A 21,009-nucleotide genomic window follows, 5' to 3' on the forward strand; every position below is an offset into this window, starting at 1 on the left:
TTATCGAAAAATTTTGCCTTGTTCTCAAGCATTTTTCCTACGCTATTTCTGATCACTTACTTACTGTGATTGGTATAAGTCATTTTTAGAGGTGATTTAATGAGTTTAGGCCCGTTGGGGATGTCTGGTGGCATGGATATTAATTCCATGGTCAGCAAAATTGTCGATGCCGAGCGTGTACCAAAGCAGCAACGCATTAACAATGAACGCACGACGATAGACGCCAGCATCAGCGCTTATGGGCGACTCAGAGAATCGCTGGATACGATGAAAAATCTCATGATGAACTTTCGTCAGGAAAAAGCTTTTGCTGCCCGGACGGTTGATACCACTGACGATAAAATCGTATCTGCCACTGCAACTACTGATGCTATAGCTGGTAAGTATGCTATCGATGTGTTGCAGCTTGCACAAAGCCATAAAGTTGCGTCTGATGTCCTACCAGAAGACGCAAAGTTTGGTCCGGGTAAGCTGCAAATTTCGCTTGGTGAAGACAGCTTTAACATCAATGTCCGTTCAAGATCTAAGCTCGTTGATGTGGTACGTAGCATCAATGGTGCGAGAGACAATCTGGGTGTACGTGCTTCTGTTATCAACGATACCGAAGGACCACGCCTTATCCTTGCCTCTAATCACTCCGGTAAGGATCACCAAATTACCGTCACAGTAGACGCCGAACAAGGTAACCCACTCAAAAAATTCGCTTACCAAACACTTGAACAGCGAGTACGAGCTTTGGAAGAAGCACGCACTGCAGCAGAAGAAGTGCTAGGTCCTTTGCAGATTGAAGAGCCACCAACGGATTCCGTCCTACTCGATGAAAGCGGCAATCCTCTACCACCTGAAATGCAACCTGCCAAAGGGGATCGCGAGGCTAAGCAAAACGGTGCGACTAATGAGCCGATTTCTGCTGCCGGCGCAGCCGCTGCCAAAGCGGGACAAGACGCGCTCGAAAAAGCGCAAGAACGAGCAAGTTGGCGCCCCGAAGATCGTATTCCTGGTTGGACAGAAACGGCCTCAGGTACCTTACTTGATTCATACCAAGAGCCAGAACTCGAGCTGGATGAGAAGGCGATTGAAAAAGCGCCCGATGTTCCGGGTTGGAGCAATGCTGCATCTGGTACGCTGACCGACTCTTATGTCACCGCCAAAGAAGCCAAGCAACTGCTTGATCAAGAGAAAGCCGAAATCGAGCAGAAAATGGCTGATGAAAAGCAGGCACTTGACGCGAAAGTGAAGCGTGGTGAATTGACCGAAGAGCAAGCGAAGCAAATCCACCGATCCAAGTTCTCACCAGAAGAGCGTACGCGACTTGAAAAAATAGATGCAGCCGAAGCCAAAATTGCTCAGGCCGAGTCGTTGTTCGAAGGCTATAGCGGCATGACCGAAGTTCAGGCGGGGCAGGATTCCGTCGTATTATTAGATGGCGTCGCCAAACTTTCGAGTCACAACAACGTTATTGAAGATGCCATCGAAGGCGTTGATCTCACATTGAAAGGTAAGTCTGAACCGAATCAGACACCAGCTGAAATAGGTGTTGAATATGACCGTCAGGGCGTACGCAGTGATATAGAGAATTTTGTGGCGGCTTACAACTCGTTCTATCAAACCTCACAGGCACTGGCGAGCGTCGACCCGCTGACCGGGCAAAAAGGTCCGTTATCTGGAGACAGTACAGTACGAAGCGCTGATGCGAGACTTAAATCAGTGTTTTCCTCCCAAATTGACAAAGCGCCAGAAAACCTCAAGTCACTCACTGAATTTGGTATTACCACGACACGACAGGGCACGCTCGAGATTAACTACGACATGCTTGACCGTCAGTTAAACAACAACTTCAACGAGCTAGAAATGTTCTTTGGTGGTAACACTGGCTTCGCGAAACGAATCGAAGATGCCATCCACGGTATTACGGGAATGACCGGCAGCATTCGTACTCGAGAGAAAAGCCTTACTGAGCAGAACTACCGTTTGAATGACGATCAAGTGGCGCTCGATCGCCGCATGGAGAGTTTAGAGCAGCGTACCCACGCTAAATTTTCCGCCATGCAAGATGCGACGGGTAAGATGCAAGGCCAGTTAGGGGCTCTAATGAGTGCTCTGGGCTAATCGATGCGAAGTGAACTGATTGAAATTAATAATGTGGATCAACGCATTAACCAAGAACTGCAAAAAGTAGACATTAATACTGAAGAAATTCTTCGCTTGGTCGATATCAGAGAAAGCTTACTGCAAAACTTGCTGCCAATAGCTCAGGAAAATCCATTGCTTAAGCAAGAAGTCGAGTGGCAAGACTTGCTCGCTCGGACCCAAAAAATTGTAGAGTTGATGCAATCAGAGACGTCAAAGGCCGGAAAAGCGCTGCACAAATTGCGCTATGGCCAACGCTCGCTTCAGCAGTACAAAAAGTTTATTTAGAAAGAGGATTACTATGCGCGGATCTTTGCAAGCATACAAAAAGGTATCAGTCGACAGCCAGCTAAGCGCGGCTTCTCCGCACAAAGTCATTCAAATGCTAATGGCTGGTGCAATTGAGCGCCTTATTCAAGGTAAAGCAGCCATGCAAGCAGGCAACATTCCAGTAAAAGGTGAGCGCTTGAGTAAAGCGCTAGACATTATCATCGCGCTGCGTAGCTGCTTGTCGATGGATGATGGTGGCGAGATTGCCTCAAACTTAGATTCACTGTATGAGTTTATGATTACACAAATTTCTTCGGCCAATCATAAAAATGATCCACAAGCTATTGATGACGTTATCGATATTATTCGAGAGATAAAATCAGCGTGGGATCAGATCCCGACGGAGTTCCATAATTTAACGGCTGAAGAAGTCGGCATTTAACAAATAAAACAAAGTGTTATATTGAGTGAATATATATTGAGCGCTTAAGAAACAAGTTGTGCACCAAAGTCACAATCACGATCAGAGTGCTTGATTGCTTGGTTGCCTTATTTTTATATTCAAATAAAATAAGGGCCATTAGTAGCCCTAATGGCTTTTTTTGTTGCTGATTTCCCCTTTGTCTCTCGTGCATTGAGTGTGGCGTTTCCGCCTTTCTAAACACTCATTTGAGCTAATCAAGGTTTGGCCGCAACACATCCAAAAATAAAGGCAATCATTCTTAGTTATGCAAGGTTTGGCAAAACTGCTTGTAATCGATGACGATGCTTCAAGTCGTTTAAATTTAAGCAATATATTGGAATTTGTTGGAGAAAGTTGCGAAGCTGTCAGTTCTGAACAGCTAGATGATGTTGATTGGTCTGAACTCTGGTCTGGCTGCATTATCGGCAATATTTCATCAGGTTCAGCAGCGACCACCGTCGTGACTCATCTTCGTGATGCCTATCACATTCCATTGCTCGTAATGGGATGTTTTCCGCTATCGGTTGATGACTTGCCGAGCTATGTCGGTGAGTTAGAACTGCCTTTAAATTACCCGCAACTGAGTAACGCCTTGCGTCATTGCAAAGACTTTCTGGGTCGCAAAGGTGTGAACGTACTCGCAAGTGAACGAAAAAACACGCTTTTCCGCAGTCTAGTGGGCCAGAGCCGTGGCATTCAGGAAGTTCGTCACCTTATTGAGCAAGTCGCCAAAACTGAAGCCAGCGTTTTAATTCTGGGTGAATCAGGAACGGGTAAAGAAGTCGTTGCACGTAATATCCACTACCATTCCAAATATTCTAATGGCCCATTTGTGCCGATTAACTGTGGTGCGATTCCTCCTGAGCTTTTAGAGAGTGAATTGTTTGGCCATGAAAAAGGCGCGTTTACCGGGGCTTTAACGTCTCGTAAAGGTCGTTTTGAGCTGGCTGATGGTGGCACCTTGTTCCTGGATGAAATTGGCGATATGCCGATGCCGATGCAGGTAAAGCTACTACGAGTGCTTCAAGAGCGCTGTTTTGAGCGAGTGGGTGGCAACAACACGATTAAAGTCAACGTTCGTATTGTGGCTGCTACGCACCGTAACCTCGAGAATATGATTGAAGAAGATACTTTCCGTGAAGACTTGTTCTATCGCCTCAACGTATTCCCAATTGAAATGCCGGCGCTGAAAGCTCGCAAACAGGACATTCCTCTGTTGCTGCAAGAATTGATGGCGCGTTTAGAAGCAGAAGGTGGACAGCCAATCTGCTTTACGTCGCGTGCTATTAACTCTTTGATGGAGCATGACTGGCCAGGTAATGTACGTGAGCTGGCAAACTTAATCGAACGTATGGTGATTCTCTACCCGAACAGCTTGATCGATGTGAATCACCTGCCAACAAAATATCGCTACAGTGATATTCCCGAGTTCCAGCCTGAAGGGAATCCTTTTGTCTCAATTGAAGAGCAAGAACGCGATGTATTTCAGGATATCTTCTCGGAAGACTTCAGCTTTGATGAGCTTGATGATTTAGATAACAACGCAAATGCACCGCAGGAACTTCCTCCTGAAGGCGTCAACCTTAAAGAGCTATTGGCAGATCTGGAAATCAACATGATCAGTCAGGCGCTTGAAGCCCAAGGTGGTGTGGTAGCACGAGCAGCCGATATGCTGGGAATGCGCCGCACGACTTTGGTTGAGAAAATGCGCAAGTACAACTTGCAACGCTAACTCTGCACGCCCAATGAGTGGTTTTCTCCAAGACAAAACCGCTCAAATTCTTATGTCAATTTGGTGTCAACTTATTGTCGATAATGTAAGTTGCTGATAAATAGATTAAAATATCTTGGTATGCTTATTGCTTACTAAGCTGTTTTACTATTTAGTGGCGATATTTCGACAGGCAGCTAATGGAAGATAACACCAACCAATCCCATCTGGACTCAGTTGAAAACCAAGTCGAACGTTATAAACAGGTCCTGGATGTTATGCCTGCGGGAGTCATCCTGCTGGATACGTTCGGTGTCGTGCGCGAAGCGAACCCGGAAGCACACCGTATTCTGGAAATCCCCTTGGTGAATGAAAAGTGGTTCAACGTCATTCAGGCGGCATTCGATCCGCGTGAAGATGACGGCCACGAAGTATCACTGCGCAATGGTCGCAAAGTGCGTTTGGCGATTTCTGCCTCTGAAACGGGTCAGCTTATCCTGATTACTGACTTAACCGAAACACGTTTATTGCAGTCCCGAGTCAGTGACTTACAGCGATTATCGTCTTTGGGGCGTATGGTGGCCTCTCTAGCCCATCAGGTCAGAACGCCATTATCCAGCGCTATGCTGTATGCGTCCAATCTGGCAGCTCCTAACCTTCCGTCGAATACGAGAGAGCGATTTCAAAGTAAATTGATGGCTCGATTGCACGATCTGGAAAAGCAGGTCAATGACATGCTGCTTTTTGCCAAAGGTGGTGACAATAAAGTTATCAAGCCATTTACGATTGCTCAGCTGGTCGCTGAATATCAGCCAATGGTTGAAGCTGCCTTAAAAAGTAACAGTATTGATTATTTTCTCGAAGTCGAAGAGGACCACACTGAGCTGTTTGGGAATGCCAATGCCATCGCATCAGCCTTGAGCAACTTAGTCATGAATGCGATTCAGATGTCAGGTAAAGAATCGCAAATTGATATTTTTTTCCGCCCGGTCAACGGTGAACTGCGTATTTCTGTGCAGGATAACGGACCGGGAGTACCTAAAGAGCTACAAAGCAAGATTCTAGAGCCCTTTTTTACCACCCGTTCTCAGGGAACAGGGTTAGGTCTTGCAGTGGTTCAAATGGTTTGCCGTGCCCATGACGGTCGATTGGAACTTATCTCAGAGCAGGGTGATGGAGCCTGCTTTACTATGTGCATTCCGCTAGAGCGAGTGCAAGCAGAAACGCAATAAGCGGCTTCTGCCAATAAGGAGAATCATAATGGCACAAAGCAAAGTTCTTATCGTAGAAGATGACGAAGGTCTGCGTGAGGCCCTAGTGGATACTCTCGCTCTGGCTGGCTATGAATGGCTGGAAGCTGACAGTGCGGAACAGGCACTGGTTAAGCTGAAGTCAAATACGGTCGACATCGTTGTCTCTGATGTACAAATGGCCGGAATGGGCGGTTTAGCATTGCTAAAAAACATCAAACAAAACTGGCCGAATTTGCCTGTTTTATTGATGACGGCGTACGCCAATATTGAAGATGCCGTTTCCGCGATGAAAGACGGCGCGATTGACTATATGGCGAAACCATTCGCGCCTGAAGTTTTACTTAATATGGTCAGCCGCTATGCGCCAATCAAAAGTGATGATGGTGGTGACGCTGTGGTTGCGGATGAAAAAAGCTTGCGACTATTAGCCTTGGCGGATCGAGTGGCACGTACTGATGCCAATGTGATGATCCTCGGGCCAAGCGGTTCGGGAAAAGAGGTGATGTCACGTTACATCCATAATGCTTCCAACCGCAAAGATGGCCCTTTTGTTGCGATCAACTGCGCTGCCATTCCTGACAATATGCTCGAAGCGACGTTATTTGGTTACGAAAAAGGCGCTTTTACCGGGGCTGTACAACCTTGCCCGGGGAAATTCGAACAAGCTCAAGGTGGGACTATTTTGCTGGATGAGATCAGCGAAATGGACTTGAATCTTCAGGCCAAGCTATTGCGTGTTCTGCAAGAGCGTGAAGTCGAGCGTTTGGGCAGCCGCAAGAGTGTCAAACTGGATGTTCGCGTCTTGGCAACCAGTAACCGCGACCTTAAACAATATGTGTCGGAAGGTAACTTCCGTGAAGATTTATATTACCGCCTTAATGTTTTCCCAATTGCATGGCCAGCACTGTGTGAACGCAAAGGTGATATTGAGCCGCTAGCCAAACACCTTGTTGAGCGTCACTGCGGCAAGATGGGGATGCCAGTGCCGAAGCTTTCTGCGTCTGCGGTCGATAAACTGCTTAACTATCCTTGGCCGGGTAATGTGCGCGAGTTAGATAACGTGGTGCAGCGTGCACTGATTCTAAGTGAAAATGGCGACATTGATGGCGAACATATTTTGCTTGAAGGTGTGGACTGGCAAGACGCCAACAGCTTGCAACGTGTGGTGCAAAATGCACAAGCCTTGGTACCGGATGTCAAGCCCGTCGCTCAGGCAGAAAGCGTGAGCCGTGTTGCGTCTGGTGGTGAAGGCTTAGGGAGTGAGTTACGCGATCAGGAGTATGCGATCATTCTTGATACGCTGGTGGAGTGTAACGGTCGTCGCAAAGACATGGCGGACAAACTCGGTATCAGTCCACGCACGCTACGCTACAAACTGGCGAAGATGCGTGATGCAGGCATCGACATTCCCAATTAATACGGACGAGTGTAGCGGTCCTTTTTGCGCATAAAATCACAATGCTTGGGCAAAACCAAGCAAATCATTACCACCTTATGGCACGTTAATTGCTTCGATAATGAACAGTTTTATTAATAGTCAAACAATTGGCTCCGAGGTGGTAATGAAAATTGATGGTATTCAGGCAGATATGCGCGCCATGATGGTTGAAGCAACCAATACAGCTCCTGTGGCAACAGGGGCAAAAGTTGGCGCCGACTTTGGTGATCTCCTCACAACCGCTATCAATAACGTCAACTCACTTCAAAAAGCCTCGGGTGATCTTCAGACTCGTTTTGACCAAGGTGACGCTGATGTTTCCCTTTCAGACGTGATGATTGCCCGTAACAAGTCCAGTGTGGCGTTTGACGCCACTGTCCAAATTCGCAATAAGCTCGTTGAGGCCTATAAAGACCTCATGAATATGCCCGTGTAGTTTAGGTAAAAAGTGTGGCAGACAAGTCTACAGATTTAACCGTCACAGAGGGCGGTACAGATAGCGCTCTTGTGGCTAACCCTGAGCTGGATGTAGAAAGCCAGAATCCAGATTTGGAAGAGCGCAGTGCGTCGAAATTAGATATGGCCGTAGGTGACCTCGATTTACTTCGTCAGGTTGTGCTGGTGCTATCCATTTCCATCTGTGTTGCTTTGATCGTGATGCTGTTTTTCTGGGTGAAAGAGCCGGAAATGCGTCCGCTTGGTGCCTACCAGACCGAAGAGCTGATCCCGGTTCTGGACTACCTTGATCAACAAAAAATCGACTATAAGCTGGATGGCAATACGGTTTCAGTTGAAGCGAATGAATACAACTCGATCAAACTTGGAATGGTACGATCGGGTGTTAACCAGGCGACGGAAGCTGGTGATGACATTCTGCTGCAAGACATGGGTTTTGGGGTATCTCAGCGCCTTGAACAAGAGCGTCTGAAACTCAGTCGTGAGCGACAACTTGCTCAGGCGATTGAAGAGATGAAGCAGGTTCGCAAAGCTCGTGTATTGCTTGCGCTGCCTAAGCACAGTGTGTTTGTGCGCCACAACCAAGACGCGTCTGCCTCTGTGTTTCTGACCTTATCGACAGGCGCCAATCTCAAGCAGCAAGAAGTTGACTCAATCGTTGATATGGTGGCCAGCGCGGTTCCGGGAATGAAAACCTCTCGTATCACTGTGACTGACCAGCATGGCCGTTTGCTGAGCTCAGGCTCTGAGGATCCAACCTCTGCCGCTCGTCGAAAAGAGCAAGAGTTAGAGCGTAATCAAGAACAAGCATTGCGCGAGAAAATTGATTCTGTACTGCTGCCAATTTTGGGTATCGGCAACTATACCGCTCAGGTCGATATTAAAATGGACTTCAGTGCGGTAGAACAAACCCGCAAACGTTTTGACCCAAACACGCCAGCGACGCGCAGTGAATACGCATTGGAAGATTACAATAACAGCAATACGGTTGCTGGGATTCCAGGCGCTCTGAGCAACCAGCCGCCAGCCGATGCGTCGATTCCACAAGACGTCGCGCAAATGAAAGATGGCTCGGTCATGGGGCAAGGTTCCGTGCGTAAAGAATCGACACGTAACTTTGAACTGGATACCACCATTAGCCATGAGCGTAAGCAGACTGGTACCGTGGCGCGTCAAACCGTTTCAGTGGCCATTAAAGATCGCCGAGAAGTCAATCCAGATACCGGAGAAGTCACCTACACACCAATGTCTGAATCCGAAATTAACGCGATTCGTCAGGTCTTGATTGGTACAGTTGGTTTTGACCAGTCGCGCGGTGACTTACTCAATGTATTAAGTGTGAAGTTTGCCGAGCCGGAAGAAGCACTGCTTGTCGAACAACCTATTTGGGAACACCCGAACTTCAACGATTGGGTTCGCTGGTTTGCCAGTGCTCTTGTCATCATCGTCGTTGTGCTCGTTCTGGTGCGCCCTGCAATGAAGAAATTGCTCAACCCAGCCAGCGATGACGAAAATGAAATGTATGGCCCAGATGGCATGCCTATCGGTACGGATGGTGAAACCAGCCTACTTGGTGGTGATATAGAGAGCAGCGAACTGTTTGAGTTTGGTTCAAGTATCGACCTGCCTAACTTACATAAAGATGAAGACGTACTGAAAGCGGTCCGTGCGCTGGTGGCAAACGAGCCAGAACTGGCCGCTCAGGTTGTAAAAAACTGGATGAACGAAAATGGCTAACGATATCGTACCTCAAAATGAAAATAGCGCAGGCATGCCGGCTGAATTTGATGCATCCACCATCAGTGGTGAAGATAAAGCGGCCATCCTGCTGTTAAGCCTTAATGAGCAAGATGCGGCGGGTATTATTCGTCATCTTGAACCGAAACAGGTACAGCGAGTCGGTGGGGCGATGGCTCGAGCAAAAGATCTGAGCCAGGAGAAAGTTTCGTCGGTTCATCGTGCTTTTTTGGAAGACATTCAGAAATACACCAACATCGGTATGGGCAGTGAAGACTTCATGCGTAATGCGCTGGTGGCGGCGCTGGGTGAAGACAAAGCGAATAACCTCGTTGACCAAATTCTGCTTGGAACGGGTTCAAAAGGTCTGGATTCCTTAAAATGGATGGATCCACGCCAGGTGGCAAGCATTATCGTCAACGAACACCCGCAAATCCAAACCATTGTTCTGTCGTATCTGGAAGCGGATCAGTCGGCAGAAATACTTTCACAGTTCCCGGAACGTGTGCGCCTGGACTTGATGATGCGTATTGCCAACCTTGAGGAAGTTCAGCCATCGGCACTGGCAGAGTTGAACGAAATCATGGAGAAACAGTTCGCAGGACAGGCGGGTGCGCAAGCGGCCAAGATTGGTGGTCTGAAAGCGGCTGCCGAGATCATGAACTACATGGACAACAATGTTGAAGGTATCCTGATGGATCAAATCCGTGATCAGGACGAAGACATGGCGACGCAAATTCAGGATCTGATGTTCGTGTTCGAGAACTTAGCGGAAGTGGACGATCAGGGTATTCAGAAATTGTTGCGTGATGTTCCACAAGATGTTCTCCAGAGAGCACTGAAAGGGGCTGACGACTCTCTGCGTGAGAAAGTGTTTAAGAATATGTCGAAACGTGCCGCTGAGATGATGCGCGATGATATTGAAGCGATGCCACCAGTGCGTGTCGCCGATGTGGAATCTGCGCAGAAAGAGATTCTCGCAATTGCACGTCGTATGGCAGATGCTGGCGAGCTCATGCTGTCCGGCGGCGCTGACGAATTCTTATAATCTCTTTTGCCCTGCTATTTTCCGAGCGCAGGGCAACTTCAACACACATCAAATATGCATAGGTAACCCATGGTTAGCGATAGAAAACGTGGATTTATTCGTCCTGATGAAGATGATGCGATGATCGAACCGCAACGCTGGGGGCTGCCTGATTATAGCGAGCCAAAAGCCAGACAAGCCAGGCAGACGGCATTTAACTACGATCCAGGCTGGATACCAAACCTTGACGAACCAGAAGAAGAGCACATTCTTGAGCTGACGGAAGAGCAAATAGAGCTGATCAAACAGGGCGCCTATCAGGAAGGGTTACATCAAGGGCAGGAAGCGGGCTTTAAACAAGGTTACGATAAAGGCAAAGAAGAAGGTTTACAGGCTGGTCATGCGGAAGGTTTCGAGCTTGGTAAAGCAGAAGGTATCACCGCCGGACAAGAGTTTATTCAGCAGCAGGTAGAAGTCTTCATGAACCTTGCTAATCAGTTTGCTCAGCCACTGGAGTTGATGAACGCTCAGGTAGAGAAACAGCTGGTGGACATGGTGCTGTGCCTAGTGAAAGAAGTGGTTCATATAGAGGTTCAGACCAACCCGCAAATTATTCTCGACACGGTCAAGCAGTCTGCGGAAGCACTGCCTGTCTCTGGTCACCCGATTACTCTGCATCTCAATCCAGAAGATGTGTCCATCATTCGCTCTGCATACGGTGAGCAGGATTTAGATTGTCGTAACTGGACTTTGGTCGCTGAACCTTCACTCAGTCGTGGTGATGTACAGATCGAAGCCGGTGAATCGAGCATCAACTACCGGATGGAAGAGCGGATTAAAAACGTACTGCATAGCTTTTGTGGCGCGAACCGTCACCAAGAGGGCGAGTAACCCATGTTAGCGCTGGCAGACCGTTTAAAAAATTACAAAGTAGAAGGTTTAACCTCACGGCCTGTTGCGTCTGGCAAGCTTGTTCGTGTTGTTGGATTGACGTTAGAAGCGACAGGCTGCCGCGCGCCGATCGGCAGTTTATGTCTGGTCGAAACGATGTCTGGGCATATGGAAGCGGAAGTCGTAGGCTTTTCTGGTGATAACCTGTTTTTGATGCCGAGTGAACAAATTACCGGTATTTTGCCCGGCGCTAAAGTAACGCCACTGACCAGTGAGGCAGGCTTATCTGTCGGAATGGAGTTACTTGGGCGCGTGATTGACGGTGTTGGAAATCCACTTGATGGACTTGGCCCTATCTATACCGATCACCGCGCTTCGTTGAATGCGCAGCCCATTAACCCGTTAGCGCGCAAACCTATCTCAGAACCTCTTGATGTGGGTTTAAAAGCGATTAATGGATTGCTCACCGTTGGTAAAGGCCAGCGTATTGGTCTATTCGCCGGGTCTGGTGTGGGTAAATCGGTGACATTGGGCATGATGACCAGAGGTACCACGGCTCAAGTTGTGGTTGTTGGCCTGATTGGTGAGCGTGGACGCGAAGTTAAAGAATTCATCGAAGAGATCTTGGGTGAAGAAGGACGTCGTCGCGCTGTTGTCGTTGCTGCACCGGCCGATGCCTCCCCTTTAATGCGTTTAAAAGGCTGTCAAACGGCGCTCACCATCGCAGAATACTTCCGTGACCAAGGGTTAGATGTACTGCTATTGATGGACTCATTGACCCGTTTTGCTCAGGCTCAGCGTGAAATTGCGCTATCCGTCGGTGAGCCGCCTGCGACCAAAGGTTATCCGCCGTCGGTGTTTGCCAAACTACCAGCACTCGTCGAGCGTGCCGGTAACGGAGGTGGGGAGCAAGGTTCAATCACCGCATTCTTTACTGTCCTGACTGAAGGGGATGACCTGCAAGATCCGATTGCTGATGCGTCACGTGCGATTCTTGACGGTCACATCGTGCTTTCCCGTGAAATGGCCGATGCGGGCCACTACCCAGCGATTGATGTCGAGAAATCGGTCAGCCGCGTGATGCCGCAAATTACCACCGAAGAGCACGTTCTGATGTCGAAAGCCGTTCGTCAGGTGTTGTCGATTTGCCGTAAAAATCAGGATTTGGTTTCCATTGGTGCTTACAAGCCGGGTACTGATCCTGCGATTGACAGTGCCTTTACGCTTAAGCCGAAGCTAGACGAATATTTGCAACAGAGCATGAAAGAGTCCGTCCCCTATGACATGTGCGTCAACATGTTGAGAAGTATTTTAGGTGGGTAATCACGATGAATAACGCCATGGAATTCTTGTTTGAACAAGCGAAAGATCAGGAAGAGCAAGCGGTATTAGCGTTGAATAAAGCTCGCTCTGAGCTAGAGGATTATTACCGCCAAGTTGAGCAAATTGAAAAGTATCGGCTCGACTACTGTCAGCAGTTGGTTGACCGGGGTCAGGCTGGCTTAACGGCAAGTCAGTATGGTCATTTAAACCGATTTCTTACTCAACTTGATGAAACCTTATCCAAGCAGAGGCAAGCGGAAAGCCACTTTAAAGAGCAAGTTGAGAACGGAAAAGAGTACTGGCTGAAAATGCGCAAAGAACGCATGTCTTATGAGTGGATGATTGAAAAGCGAGCTAAAGAGAAACAAGCCGCTGAAGCCAAGCGTGAGCAAAAGCAAATGGATGAGTTCTCAACGTTGCTCTACAGCCGTAAGGTCAAAATGTTCTGACCATTACTCAGAGCGCTTTTGCACGATCACTTTGATGTACTTTCAGCGTCAGGAAAATTACGTTTTGTATTGGCGTGATTTTTGCAAATTCATCTTTTATTAATTCAACTTACCTCTGACATGTGATTTGGCTGAGCGAAGTCGTTCAATGCCAAAAACGAGAATGTTTATATGAATGTGAATTTGTCTAATGTTGCTGCGGCCAATAAGACCTCGGTTTCTGAGGTTGGCGCAAAAACGTCTACAGAAGGCTCAGAAAGCAAAGGTTTTATGGAAACCTTAGCTGGAGTATTCGCAGATTCACTCAAAGTTGAAGTGACTGATGAAAAATTGACGCCAGATGTTCCTGAAGCTACTGAAACGAGTGATAACGCTCGGGCTTCTTCCGTGGAAACCTCTGAACCAGAAAGTGAAGTTGAAGAGGCCGCTGTATCTGAAGGACAAAGCGAAATTCAGTCAACCAAGGCATTGTTAGAACAAGACAATGGGCAGGCAGAGCCTGAAGAACAGGTAATACCGTCGGTAACGCGCGAGAGTGGAAGTCAGGAGATAGCCACGAACAATCAGGTCGCACCTAAAAAACAAGCTCCGTCTGATCTTGAACAGACAGTTGTGGAGACAGGCAAGCCTGAGCCGAAAATTGCCAAAACTGATGACGTTGTCGACCTTGATGTCACTCGTTCTATGGACGAAGGACAGCAACTGCTCGGACGAATTGAACAAGCGAATCAAGCCCTGAACTCTGTCAATCAAGAGCTAGAGCGTGGCAAGGTTTTGCCTCCCAAGATGAATGATAGTTTGGATCACGTTGGCAGCAAGAACGCTAAAAACCCAGAGGATTTAGAACTCGTTGAACCTTTTGAGCCTGTTGAAGGTGTCGAAAGTGTCAGAGGCGTTGTTTCTGAAGATGAGCTAACGCCCGCTGTCATTGAAGCAAAAAATCATGTTTCTGATTTGGCTGAGGAGAAAGACACGTCTCCTCTGAGCTCTCAACCTGAAACAACACTGGAACCAAATACCGTCAATATCGAGGCTATGGGGTACACAGCGAGTGCTATTAGCAACGATGAGCCAGGTGTTATGAGTGCGAATGCAGTTCAGCGCGTCTCGATTGAAGAACTTGAAGTTATCGACACCAAACTGGCTCAGGGTAAACCACTGACGAGCCAAGAGTCTGACATTATTGACGGTTTGAAAACCGGTGCCGTTATCGCGGAGTTATCCGACGATGAACTTTCTCAATTAGTGGCTTTTCCAAACGAAGTAAAACTCGCAATATCAGAGCCACAAACGGCGCAGCACTACGTAACGCGCCACCAGATGAACGCTTCGACTCCGACACCGCAGTTGGCGGCTCAAGAGTTGAAAGCCGCGGTTGGACAAGTACCAACGCAGGTGGCTGAAAAAGCCGTATTACCTGCCATGCCGGAAGGGCTAACGACGGCAGTTGTCAATCCTGCGATTGGGCAGACGCTGGCAAATACAGAAGCCAGCCACAAAGCGATGAACTCAGTATTAGCGACCGGAATCCTCAAAGCTACGACGGATAAGCAGGATAAAATCGAGCCACAACAGGGGTTAGCTGGTCAGTTGCAAGCCGCTGTTAGTCAGCAAGGCGTTACCACGCCACAGCAAGCCCGAATCGATGCCGCGCAGCAAGCACAATTACCATTACAGTTGACCAAGGAGTTGGCTAACGATCAGGTCGCGGAAAAAGTGCAAATGATGATGTCGAAGAATTTAAAGAATCTTGATATCCGTCTTGATCCACCGGAGCTTGGCCGGATGCAGATTCGCATGACAATGAACAGTGATTTGGCCAATGTGCACTTTACGGTATCTAATCCGCAAGCGCGTGACATCATTGAACAAACACTGCCTCGACTGCGAGAAATGCTTGCCCAGCAGGGTATGCAGCTGGCTGACTCATCGGTTCAACAGCAAAGCAGTGGTCAGCAGCAACATGGATATTCTGCGGCGGAGCAAAATAAGCAAGGTGGCTTTGGGCGGGGTTTCTCTGCTCAGACTGATGAGGACTTTGATGGCGGCGTTGAACTGAATGTGAAGGTAACCTCGCCGCGTGATGGGATTAGTTTCTACGCATAACATGATTGAATTTGGATGATGAGAACAAATATGGCCTCGTTATCCGCCAGATTAAATAAAACAAAAATAAGAGAAAAGAATGGCTGAAGAACAGTTACAAGGGGTAGGCGCACCAAAAGGCAAAGGTAAGTTACTGATTATCATCGCAGTCGTGGTTCTTTTGTTGGGAGGCGGTGCAGCTGCGTTTTTTTTCATGGGATCGGATGATTCGGAGAAGTCGAGTAATGCCGAACCGCAACAAGTTCAAATAGCCGCAGCCGAAGTTCCCGTTGCGTATGTAAACCTTCCCCAGCCATTTGTTTTCAACGTGACCGGAGACAGCCGTGACAGACTGGTACAAATCAAAGCTCAGTTGATGGTACGTGGCTCAGAGAATGAGCAACTGGCACGTTATCACTCTCCACTGATTGAGAGCTCACTATTGTCAACGTTCGCTTCGGCAACGGTTGAACAGTTACGCTCGCCGACAGGGCGAGTGGAGTTACGCGATCGCGCGTCTGAAGACATCAAAGCAGCACTCAATGCCGCTGTTGGAAAGTCAGTGATTGAAAAAGTACTGTTTACAGATTTTGTTATTCAATAGGTAAAACGTGACCGATCTATTAAGCCAAGACGAAATTGATGCGCTATTACATGGCGTTGACGATGTTGATGACGTTGACGAGTCCATCGACGACGATCCCGGTGGTGCCGTCAGTTTCGATTTCTCGTCCCAAGACAGAATTGTGCGCGGCCGCATGCCGACGCTCGAGCTTATTAACGAGCGTTTTGCGCGGCACATGCGTATTAGTCTTTTCAACATGTTACGCAAAACGGCGGAAGTTTCGATTAACGGCGTACAGATGATGAAGTTTGGGGAATACCAAAATACCTTGTATGTCCCGACCAGTTTGAACATGGTTCGCTTCCGTCCGTTAAAAGGTACGGCGTTGATCACCATGGAAGCGCGCTTAGTCTTTATTCTGGTAGAAAACTTTTTTGGTGGTGATGGTCGATTCCACGCCAAAATTGAAGGCCGGGAATTTACCCCTACCGAGCGACGCATTATCCAACTGTTACTCAAAGTCGTCTTTGAAGATTACAAAGAGGCATGGTCGCCGGTCATGGGGGTTGAGTTTGAATATCTCGACTCCGAAGTAAACCCGAGCATGGCTAACATCGTCAGCCCTACGGAAGTGATCGTAGTGAGCTCTTTCCATATCGAAGTCGATGGCGGCGGTGGTGATTTCCACGTCGTCATGCCGTACTCCATGGTTGAACCGATCCGAGAGCTACTTGATGCCGGTGTGCAATCAGACAAGATGGAAACCGACGTTCGCTGGAGCTCGGCTCTGCGCGAAGAGATCATGGATTGTCCGGTTAACTTCCGGGTGAACTTACTGGAAAAGGACATTTCTCTGCGTGATCTGATGGAACTGCAACCGGGAGATATCATCCCGATAGAAATGCCCGAGCATGCGACCATGTTTGTCGAAGATTTGCCGACCTATCGCGTGAAAATGGGCCGTGCGGAAGACAAGCTGGCAGTACAGATCTCAGAAGAAATTGAACGTCCTCATGTCGTCAAAACAGATTTAGCCTTCTTGAGTAAAGACATCATGTCTGAACTTGAGAATGATAACCAAACAGAAGATTAAGACACCTTACAGCGCGCGTTTGTGCGGCATAAGTAAGGCAAAGCACAGGATAGAAAAATGGAACCAAGTGACGATCAAAAGCTAGCAGATGAATGGGCAGCCGCTCTTGGCGAAGACCCGTCTGCACCGTCAGTTGACGTAGATGAAGTGTTGGCAGCACCACTGGAGGAGCTGAAGGACACCTCAAGTCCAATATCTGATGATGAGCGTCGTAAACTCGACACCATCATGGATATTCCGGTAACGATTTCTATGGAAGTCGGTCGTTCACAAATCAGTATCCGCAACCTGCTGCAATTGAATCAGGGCTCAGTGGTGGAACTCGATCGTCTGGCGGGTGAATCGTTGGATGTGTTGGTTAACGGCACTCTGATTGCTCACGGTGAAGTGGTTGTGGTCAACGACAAGTTCGGTATTCGTCTCACTGACGTGATCAGTCAGACTGAACGCATTAAGAAGCTTCGCTAATGATTTGTGGTTTAAAAAAGTGGAAGCAAACTGCTGGAATACTCAGTTTGACGCTAAGTGCCCCAGTTGTGTTTGCTTCTTCTTCGATGTCTGCGCCAAGCAGTTTTGATTTGCTGACGACACTCGGTTCACTGGTGCTGGTTATCGGAGTGATATTGTTGCTGGCTTGGTTGCTAAAACGCATGCAAGGTCCGGCATTTGGCCAACAAAAAGGTTTAAAAATTGTTAGCCAATTGCCAGTGGGGACCAAAGAGCGAATTGCAGTAATTCAGGTCGGTGATGAGCAGCTCTTGGTCGGCATCACTAGTCACTCTATCCAGACGCTTACCAAGCTCGAGCAGCCTCTCAAAGAGGACGAGTTGGCGAGCAGTGCTTTTGCCAATCAATTTAGTCAACTGATAAAGAAAAATGACCAACGCTAACCCAATTCGTCTCATCATGAGCAGCTTTATTTTGCTGGCGGGCGTACTGTTTTCTTCACTGTCGTTTGCTCAGGTGGAGGAGTCTTCACTGCCTGCTAATTTGGCAGAAGGGAACAGCGTAACCGTTCAGGCTATGCAGAGTGATATAGGCGCTAGCCGTACGATGTCGGTCACCAATAGTGGTGGTATCCCAGCGTTTACTATGACTACCAATCCGGATGGTAGCGAAGATTATTCTGTCACGCTGCAAATCCTCGCTTTAATGACCATGCTTGGCTTCTTGCCTGCGATGGTGATTTTGATGACGTCATTTACGCGAATTGTCGTGGTGATGTCGATTCTTCGTCAGGCGATGGGTCTGCAGCAAACACCATCCAATCAGGTGATTATAGGTATCGCACTTTTCCTTACCTTCTTTGTCATGTCCCCGGTTCTTAACCAGATCAATGACAACGCCATTCAGCCTTATTTGAATGAGCAAGTGACCGCCAGAGAAGCATTTGATGCCGCGCAGGTGCCGATGAAAGCCTTTATGCTCAAGCAGACGCGAATTAAGGATTTAGAAACCTTTGTCAATATGTCGGGCGAGCAGGTGACAAACCCTGAAGACGTCTCCATGGCAGTACTTATCCCGGCATTTATTACTTCCGAGCTGAAGACCGCTTTTCAAATCGGCTTTATGTTGTTCTTGCCGTTTTTGATCATCGACCTTGTCGTCGCTTCAGTACTTATGGCGATGGGTATGATGATGTTGTCACCGATGATTGTTTCCTTGCCGTTTAAGCTGATGCTGTTCGTTCTGGTGGATGGCTGGAATCTCATATTGTCGACGCTCGCCGGCAGTTTTGCCCTTTAGATTAGCGCAGGTTAGAGGATAAGACATGACTCCAGAAATGTTTGTCGAGCTGTTCCGTGAAGCGCTGTGGATGGTGCTGATCATGGTCTGCGCCATTATCATTCCGAGTTTGCTGGTGGGGCTTATTGTGGCCATTTTTCAGGCGGCGACATCGATTAACGAACAAACACTGAGCTTTTTGCCTCGTCTGATCATCACTTTGCTTGCTCTGATGCTATTTGGCCACTGGATGACACAAATGTTGATGGAGTACTTTTACGGCTTGATTGAGCGTCTGCCTCAAGTGCTGTACTAGGGATAAGTATGGATTACCCCGCTGGTATCATTTTGGAATGGATCGCCAATTACTTCTGGCCGTATGTCCGCATCTCTTCCATGTTGATGGTGATGACAGTCACTGGTGCTCGTTTTGTGTCGCCTCGAATTCGTCTTTACTTGGGGCTTGCCATTACGTTTGCGGTCATGCCTGCGATACCCACAGTTCCACAAGATATTGAGTTGGTCTCATTCCACGGTTTTATGACCATTGCCGAGCAGATGATCATCGGCATTGCGATGGGGATGGTGACTCAATTTATGATTCAGACCTTTGTCTTGTTAGGACAAATTTTAGGTATGCAATCCAGTCTGGGTTTTGCCTCTATGGTTGATCCGGCTAACGGACAAAGTACGCCGCTGCTCGGTCAATTGTTCATGTTCTTAACCACCATGTTCTTCCTTGCTACGGACGGGCATTTAAAAATGTTGCAGTTGGTGGTTTTCAGCTTTAAAACATTGCCTATCGGCTCAGGTACCTTAACCGCGGTCGATTTTCGTGAGTTGGCGGGTTGGCTGGGCATCATGTTCAAAACGGCATTAAGTATGTCGTTATCAGGCATTATTGCCCTGTTGACCATCAACTTATCGTTCGGTGTCATGACGCGTGCAGCGCCGCAGTTAAACATCTTTTCACTCGGCTTTGCGTTCGCCTTGATGGTCGGTTTATTAATTTGTTGGTACATCCTGGCTGGCCTGTACAGTCATTACGAATTGTACTGGGCAGTGGGTGAGGAGCAGATTTGTCGCCTCATTCGCCTGGATTGTTAGGGGGCTGGTTTGGCAGAGTCAGACGGTCAGGAACGCACCGAAGAAGCCACGCCCCGACGGTTACAACAAGCCAGAGAAAAGGGGCAGGTTGCTCGTTCTAAAGAGCTTGCGTCGGCGTCGGTGTTGATAGTTGGTGCCATTTCGCTGATGTGGTTTGGTGAGACATTAGCGCGTGCACTATTTTCCATAATGAGTCGGCTATTTGACCTGACTCGTGATGAAATTTTCGATACCGCAAAGTTGTTTGATATTGCCTTGGGCGCGATGACAGAACTGCTTTTCCCGCTCTTTCTTATTTTGATTACCTTGTTTTTAGCGGCCATGCTTGGCGCGGCGGGCGTCGGAGGGATCAGCTTTTCTGCACAGGCGGCAATGCCTAAACTGTCGAAAATGAATCCACTTAGTGGGCTTAAGCGGATGGTTGGTATGCAAAGTTGGGTTGAGCTCATCAAGTCAATCCTAAAAGTCGTATTGGTCACTGGATTCGCTATCTATTTGATTCAGGCTTCTCAAGCGGACTTGATTCAATTGAGTATGGATGTTTATCCGCAGAACATTTTCCATGCCCTTGAAATCTTACTTAACTTTATTTTACTGATCAGTTGCTCATTGCTGATTGTGGTTGCCATCGATATTCCTTTTCAGATTTGGCAGCACTCCGATCAATTGAAAATGACCAAGCAAGAGGTCAAAGATGAATACAAAGAGACGGAAGGGAAACCCGAGGTCAAAGGGCGAATCCGCATGTTACAGCGGGAGGCTGCACAACGTCGTATGATGGCCGATGTGCCTCAGGCCGATGTCATCATCACCAACCCGGAGCACTTTTCGGTTGCACTGCGCTATAAGCAGAAAACAGACCGTGCCCCTGTGGTTATCGCCAAAGGTACCGATCATATGGCGATGAAAATCCGCGAGGTGGCTCGTGAGCATGACATTACCATTGTCCCTGCGCCACCATTGGCCCGAGCCCTGTACCACAGTACGGAACTCGAACAGGAAATTCCGGATGGCTTGTTTACAGCAGTGGCACAAGTATTAGCATTTGTCTTCCAATTAAAGCAATACCGAAAGCGTGGGGGGCAGCGACCTAAGCTACAGGACTATGACTTGCCTATCCCACCGGAACATCGTCACTAGACGGAGTAGTGCGTCAAATAAAAGTTCTTTGATTCAATGATTTGTGACCTGTTGAGGCTTTAGTCATTATTTTGGCGTCAATCATGGTATGCAGCTTGCTAAGAATGAGCTAACTATCAACAATACCTAAACTTTTAGGCCAAAGC

Annotated in this window: 21 protein-coding genes; all 21 read left to right on the forward strand. The window is 47.9% G+C overall.

Going from position 1 to position 21,009, the window contains the following annotated elements; translation table 11 throughout:
- The first annotated feature begins 99 nt into the window (after positions 1 to 99).
- The 21 genes from fliD (at position 100) to flhB (ending at position 20,863) form a co-directional block, all read left to right on the forward strand.
- On the forward strand, positions 100 to 2,109 hold the full coding sequence (fliD, locus tag RXX31_RS09395) for a flagellar filament capping protein FliD (protein ID WP_317588936.1): 2,010 nt from the start codon (positions 100 to 102) through the stop codon (positions 2,107 to 2,109).
- Between the two features lie 3 nt (positions 2,110 to 2,112).
- Positions 2,113 to 2,418 (forward strand): flagellar protein FliT, encoded by a 306-nt coding sequence (locus RXX31_RS09400; RefSeq protein ID WP_317588937.1) that lies wholly within the window; start codon positions 2,113 to 2,115, stop codon positions 2,416 to 2,418.
- Positions 2,419 to 2,431: 13 nt separating this feature from the next.
- Entirely contained in the window at positions 2,432 to 2,842 is a 411-nt protein-coding gene (fliS, locus tag RXX31_RS09405) for a flagellar export chaperone FliS (RefSeq protein WP_317588939.1), read from the forward strand.
- Positions 2,843 to 3,128: 286 nt separating this feature from the next.
- A complete protein-coding gene (locus RXX31_RS09410) occupies positions 3,129 to 4,595 on the forward strand; it encodes a sigma-54 dependent transcriptional regulator (RefSeq protein ID WP_317588940.1) in 1,467 nt (488 codons plus the stop codon).
- 179 nt (positions 4,596 to 4,774) lie between these two features.
- A complete protein-coding gene (locus tag RXX31_RS09415) occupies positions 4,775 to 5,806 on the forward strand; it encodes a sensor histidine kinase (RefSeq protein ID WP_317588942.1) in 1,032 nt (343 codons plus the stop codon).
- Between the two features lie 28 nt (positions 5,807 to 5,834).
- Positions 5,835 to 7,244 carry a sigma-54 dependent transcriptional regulator gene (locus RXX31_RS09420; protein WP_317588943.1) on the forward strand — a complete coding sequence of 470 codons (1,410 nt, stop codon included), beginning with the start codon at positions 5,835 to 5,837 and terminating at the stop codon, positions 7,242 to 7,244.
- Positions 7,245 to 7,389: 145 nt separating this feature from the next.
- Complete coding sequence (gene fliE / locus RXX31_RS09425) at positions 7,390 to 7,701, forward strand: flagellar hook-basal body complex protein FliE (protein WP_317588945.1); 312 nt, start codon at positions 7,390 to 7,392, stop codon at positions 7,699 to 7,701.
- 14 nt (positions 7,702 to 7,715) lie between these two features.
- The gene (gene fliF, locus RXX31_RS09430; RefSeq protein WP_317588946.1) at positions 7,716 to 9,458 is read left to right on the forward strand and encodes a flagellar basal-body MS-ring/collar protein FliF; all 1,743 of its coding nucleotides are present in this window, start codon (positions 7,716 to 7,718) and stop codon (positions 9,456 to 9,458) included.
- Positions 9,451 to 10,506, forward strand: coding sequence for a flagellar motor switch protein FliG (gene fliG, locus RXX31_RS09435; protein WP_317588948.1), 1,056 nt, complete (start codon positions 9,451 to 9,453; stop codon positions 10,504 to 10,506). The genes fliF and fliG overlap by 8 nt, the downstream gene beginning before the upstream one ends.
- Before the next feature lie 69 nt (positions 10,507 to 10,575).
- Entirely contained in the window at positions 10,576 to 11,376 is an 801-nt protein-coding gene (fliH, locus tag RXX31_RS09440) for a flagellar assembly protein FliH (RefSeq protein WP_317588950.1), read from the forward strand.
- Between the two features lie 3 nt (positions 11,377 to 11,379).
- Positions 11,380 to 12,699, forward strand: coding sequence for a flagellar protein export ATPase FliI (gene fliI, locus RXX31_RS09445; RefSeq protein WP_317588952.1), 1,320 nt, complete (start codon positions 11,380 to 11,382; stop codon positions 12,697 to 12,699).
- A gap of 5 nt (positions 12,700 to 12,704) precedes the next feature.
- Complete coding sequence (gene fliJ, locus RXX31_RS09450) at positions 12,705 to 13,148, forward strand: flagellar export protein FliJ (RefSeq protein ID WP_317588953.1); 444 nt, start codon at positions 12,705 to 12,707, stop codon at positions 13,146 to 13,148.
- A gap of 171 nt (positions 13,149 to 13,319) precedes the next feature.
- Complete coding sequence (locus tag RXX31_RS09455) at positions 13,320 to 15,254, forward strand: flagellar hook-length control protein FliK (RefSeq protein WP_317588955.1); 1,935 nt, start codon at positions 13,320 to 13,322, stop codon at positions 15,252 to 15,254.
- Positions 15,255 to 15,333: 79 nt separating this feature from the next.
- Positions 15,334 to 15,837, forward strand: coding sequence for a flagellar basal body-associated protein FliL (gene fliL, locus RXX31_RS09460; protein ID WP_317588956.1), 504 nt, complete (start codon positions 15,334 to 15,336; stop codon positions 15,835 to 15,837).
- Positions 15,838 to 15,844: 7 nt separating this feature from the next.
- On the forward strand, positions 15,845 to 16,891 hold the full coding sequence (gene fliM / locus RXX31_RS09465) for a flagellar motor switch protein FliM (RefSeq protein WP_317588957.1): 1,047 nt from the start codon (positions 15,845 to 15,847) through the stop codon (positions 16,889 to 16,891).
- 57 nt (positions 16,892 to 16,948) lie between these two features.
- Complete coding sequence (gene fliN / locus RXX31_RS09470) at positions 16,949 to 17,359, forward strand: flagellar motor switch protein FliN (RefSeq protein WP_317588958.1); 411 nt, start codon at positions 16,949 to 16,951, stop codon at positions 17,357 to 17,359.
- The gene (fliO, locus tag RXX31_RS09475; RefSeq protein ID WP_317588959.1) at positions 17,359 to 17,781 is read left to right on the forward strand and encodes a flagellar biosynthetic protein FliO; all 423 of its coding nucleotides are present in this window, start codon (positions 17,359 to 17,361) and stop codon (positions 17,779 to 17,781) included. The genes fliN and fliO overlap by 1 nt, the downstream gene beginning before the upstream one ends.
- Entirely contained in the window at positions 17,768 to 18,637 is an 870-nt protein-coding gene (gene fliP / locus RXX31_RS09480) for a flagellar type III secretion system pore protein FliP (protein ID WP_317588960.1), read from the forward strand. The genes fliO and fliP overlap by 14 nt, the downstream gene beginning before the upstream one ends.
- A gap of 25 nt (positions 18,638 to 18,662) precedes the next feature.
- Positions 18,663 to 18,932 (forward strand): flagellar biosynthesis protein FliQ, encoded by a 270-nt coding sequence (gene fliQ, locus RXX31_RS09485; RefSeq protein WP_176291689.1) that lies wholly within the window; start codon positions 18,663 to 18,665, stop codon positions 18,930 to 18,932.
- Positions 18,933 to 18,940: 8 nt separating this feature from the next.
- Positions 18,941 to 19,723 (forward strand): flagellar biosynthetic protein FliR, encoded by a 783-nt coding sequence (gene fliR, locus RXX31_RS09490; RefSeq protein WP_317588962.1) that lies wholly within the window; start codon positions 18,941 to 18,943, stop codon positions 19,721 to 19,723.
- A 9-nt stretch (positions 19,724 to 19,732) separates the two neighbouring features.
- Positions 19,733 to 20,863, forward strand: a complete 1,131-nt coding sequence (gene flhB / locus RXX31_RS09495) for a flagellar biosynthesis protein FlhB (RefSeq protein WP_317588964.1) — start codon at positions 19,733 to 19,735, stop codon at positions 20,861 to 20,863.
- Positions 20,864 to 21,009 lie beyond the last annotated feature (146 nt).

Origin of the sequence: Vibrio sp. EA2 (assembly GCF_033042495.1) — a bacterium.
Lineage (GTDB): Bacteria > Pseudomonadota > Gammaproteobacteria > Enterobacterales > Vibrionaceae > Vibrio.